Origin of the sequence: Methyloceanibacter marginalis (genome assembly GCF_001723295.1) — a bacterium.
Taxonomy (GTDB): domain Bacteria; phylum Pseudomonadota; class Alphaproteobacteria; order Rhizobiales; family Methyloligellaceae; genus Methyloceanibacter; species Methyloceanibacter marginalis.
This window is the reverse complement of sequence record NZ_LPWD01000330.1, coordinates 1-3642: the sequence shown is the minus strand read 5'-3', so window position 1 is coordinate 3642 and position 3642 is coordinate 1. Positions and strand designations below refer to the sequence as shown.

The 3642-nt window shown below is 63.0% G+C and carries 3 protein-coding genes and 2 pseudogenes; 1 reads left to right on the top strand and 4 read right to left on the bottom strand.

The features are described from left to right. The 3 genes and pseudogenes from AUC71_RS11925 to AUC71_RS21335 form a co-directional block, all read right to left on the bottom strand. Window positions 1-2148: molybdopterin-dependent oxidoreductase (locus AUC71_RS11925; RefSeq protein ID WP_083238321.1), on the bottom strand; the 2148-nt coding region annotated here is incomplete at its 3' end. 11 nt (window positions 2149-2159) lie between these two features. Then, on the bottom strand, window positions 2160-2516 hold the full coding sequence (locus tag AUC71_RS21340) for an NADH-ubiquinone oxidoreductase-F iron-sulfur binding region domain-containing protein (RefSeq protein WP_069624440.1): 357 nt from the start codon (window positions 2514-2516) through the stop codon (window positions 2160-2162). A 103-nt stretch (window positions 2517-2619) separates the two neighbouring features. Beyond that, a pseudogene (locus tag AUC71_RS21335) lies at window positions 2620-3176 on the bottom strand (hypothetical protein). Window positions 3177-3282: 106 nt separating this feature from the next. On the opposite strand from AUC71_RS21335, the gene AUC71_RS21330 reads away from it, so the two are divergent. Beyond that, window positions 3283-3483, top strand: coding sequence for a hypothetical protein (locus tag AUC71_RS21330; RefSeq protein WP_244500930.1), 201 nt, complete (start codon window positions 3283-3285; stop codon window positions 3481-3483). On the opposite strand, the pseudogene AUC71_RS21325 reads toward AUC71_RS21330, so the two are convergent. Then, window positions 3433-3600 (bottom strand): annotated as a pseudogene (locus tag AUC71_RS21325) (NAD(P)H-dependent oxidoreductase subunit E); the annotation flags it as partial. The gene AUC71_RS21330 and the pseudogene AUC71_RS21325 overlap by 51 nt on opposite strands. Window positions 3601-3642: the final 42 nt, after the last annotated feature.

Genomic DNA, 3642 nt, shown 5'->3' with positions numbered 1-3642 from the left:
CTTGGCCAGCTCGATGATGATCCAAAGATCTTCGCGCGTGTCTCCGGGGAGGTTGAGCGCCTTGCGGCCCATCTGCACCTGACGATTGGTGTTGGTGACGGTCCCGGTCTTCTCGGGCCAGGCAGAGGCTGGCAGCACGACGTCGGCCATCATCGCCGTCTCGGTCAGGAAGATGTCCTGCACCACCAGATGCTCGAGCTTGGCAATGCCGGCGCGCGCGTGATCGAGATCCGGATCCGACATGGCGGGGTTCTCACCCTGAATGTACATGGCCTTGATCTTGCCCGCGTTCGCCGCGTTGATGACCTCGACCACCGTGAGGCCTGCCTTCTTCGAAAGCGGCGTCTGCCAAAGCTCCTCGAATTTCTTGTAGACGGGCTCGGCTCCGACGTCGGCATAATCCGGATAGAACATGGGGATGAGGCCGGCGTCCGATGCCCCTTGCACGTTGTTTTGCCCACGCAGGGGATGCAGACCCGTACCGGGGCGGCCGACCTGACCACACATGAGAGCGAGAGAAATCAGGCAACGTGAGTTGTCGGTGCCGTGCACGTGCTGCGAGATGCCCATACCCCAGAAGATCATGGCACGCCCGGCAGTGCCGAAGAGCCGAGCAACTTCCCGAATTGTCTTGGCGTCGATCCCGCAAATCGGAGCGACCGATTCCGGGCTGTAAGCAGCAAGTTTCTCCTTCAAGCGATCGAAATTGTCGGTGCGCGCTTGCAGGTATTGAACGTCGTAGAGACCTTCCTCGACGATAGTGTGCATGATGCCGTTCAAGAGCGCCACGTCGCTTCCCGACTTGAAGCGCAGCATATGGGTCGCGTAGTTGCGGAGCGCCTGGCCGCGCGGATCGATCACGATTAGCTTGGCGCCGCGGCGCGCCGCTTGCTTGAAGAAGGTCGCGGCGACCGGATGGTTCTCTGTAGGGTTCGCGCCGATGATGACGATGACGTCCGCGTGCTCGACCTCGTTGAACGTGGCCGTCACCGCGCCGGATCCGATCCCTTCGATCAGCGCCGCGACCGACGAGGCGTGGCACAGGCGCGTGCAGTGGTCGATATTGTTGCTCTGAAAGCGCGTGCGAATCAGCTTCTGAAACAGATAGGCTTCCTCGTTCGAGCATTTGGCCGAACCGAAGCCAGCGATGGCTTGGCCGCCATGATCATCGGCGATGCGCGCCAAGCCGGATGCCGCGGCGTCGAGGGCCTCTTCCCAGCTTGCCTCGCGAAAATGGGTGTAAGGATCGGACGGATCGACGTTCACGCCCTTGGGCATGCCCGGCTTGCGGATCAGCGGCTTCATCAGCCTCTGGGGATTGCTGACATAGTCGAAGCCGAAACGGCCTTTCACGCACAACCGGTTCTCGTTCGAGTAACCGTTGCGGCCCTGCACGAACGCGATCTTCTCGTCCTTGATCTGATAGCTGATCTGGCAGCCAACGCCGCAATACGGGCAGACAGAGTGGACTTCGCGGTCGACCTCACGGGAGCCGTGCTGCGTGATCGGATCGACGATCGACTTGGGCATGAGCGCCCCGGTGGGGCACGCCTGCACGCACTCGCCGCACGCCACACAAGTAGAGTCGCCCATCGGGTCGTCGAAATCGAACACGGGCTTGGCGTCGAAGCCGCGGAAAGCCATGCCGATCACATCGTTCACCTGGACGTCGCGGCAGGCGCGCACGCACAGGCCGCACTCGATGCAGGCATCGAGGTTGACCGCCATGGCCGGGTGGGACAGGTCGGGCTTGATGATGTCGCTGGCCGGAAAACGCGAGGTCTCGATGTGTTGTGCCTCGGCCCAATGCCAAAACGGCGAGACGCGGTCCGGTGAGTCCTCGTGTGGCGGCTGATCCGCAAGAAGCAGTTCCATCACCATGCGGCGTGCCCTCACCGCGCGATCGGTCGCCGTCTTGACGACCATGTCCTGGGCGGGCTTCCGGATGCACGATGCCGCCAAGGTGCGCTCGCCGTCGATCTCGACCATGCAGGCACGGCAATTTCCGTCGGCGGCGTATCCCGGCTGGGGGAGCCAGCACAGGTGCGGAATGTCGATGTTGTGGCGTTTGGCGACCTGCCAGATGGTTTCACCGGGCCTAGCCGAGACCTGTTTGCCGTCGAGGGTGAATTGAAGTTCGTCTGTCATGGCGTCATCCATCAATATCTTGCCGGCCGTCCGGCGGCGTCTTGCGGCACGGGCTCGTCGGAGAAGAACTCCATCGCGGTGACAAAGGCATTCGGGGCGGCTTGGCCAAGTCCGCAGATCGAGGCATCGCGCATGGCCTGTGCGAGCTCACCTAAGAGCTCGCCGTCCCACTCGTCCTTCTCGAGCAGGGCAACAGCCTTGTCGCAACCCACGCGGCAGGGCGTGCACTGGCCGCAGGACTCGTTCTTGAAGAACTGAAGCAGGTTGATCGCGACGTCCGCCACGCGATCTTCTTGCGAGAAGATGACGATGGCGTGGCTGCCGACGAACGATCCGTACTTGTCGAGTGTGCCGAAATCGAGGGGCACGTCGCCGAGACGCGCGGGGAGAATACCGCCGGAGCGCCGCCTGGAAGGTAGGCCTTGAACTCCTGTCCGTCCTCCATGCCGCCCGCGCGCTCGATCAATTCATTCACGGTGATGCCGGCGGGTGCGATGATGCGCCCGGCTTTTTCACACGGCCCGACACGGACCAGGACCGGAAGCCCTTGCCGCCGTTCATGCCGTGATCGGCGAACCACTTGGCGCCCTTCTCCAGAATCTCGGGTATCCAGTAGAGCGTCTCGACGTTGTGGTTGAGCGTCGGACGTCCGAACAGCCCCACTTCGGCGATATAGGGCGGACGATTGCGCGGATAGCCGCGCTTGCCCTCGATGGACTCGATCATCGCCGACTCTTCACCGCAAATGTAGCGCCCGCGCCGCGGCGCAGCTCGATGTCGCCCTTTTTGATGATGCCGGCCTTTTCCAGCGCGGCGATCTCGCGCGCCAGAATATGGAGCACGGCGGGGTACTCGTCGCGCATGTAGAGATAGATGCGCTCGGCCTCTACGGCCCAGGCGCCGATCAAGGCACCTTCGAACATTTGATGCGGATTGCGCTCGAGGTAATACCGGTCCTTGAACGTGCCGGGCTCGCCTTCGTCGCCGTTGATCGTCATCAGCCGGGGGCCGGGAAAAGAACGGACGATCTGCCACTTCTTGCCGGCCGGGAAGCCGGCGCCGCCGAGGCGCGCAAGCCGGCGTCCGACATCTCGGTGATGACGTCCTCACGCTCCGCTTTCCGGCGCGGCACTCTTGAAGCATGGTGTAGCCGCCCTTTTGGCGATAGGCGGCCAGATCTGTGTAATCCGGGATATGGGTGTCGTGCTTGCCGCGGCCGAGATCAGCCTGGACGCGATCCGGCGTGGCGTGGTCGACGAAGTGGTGTCCGATCTCGCAAACCGGCGCGGTGTCGCAGCGTCCCATGCACGGTGCCTTCACCACGCGCACCTTTGACGGCTCCACGCCGGACTTCAGGGCGTCGTAAAGCGCGTCGGCGCCCTTGATCGCGCAGGTGATGGAATCGCACACCCGGATCGTCGTCGGCGGTGGTGGTGTCTCGCCTTCCTTCACCACGTCGAAATGTGCATAGAAGGTCGCGACCTCGTAGGCTGC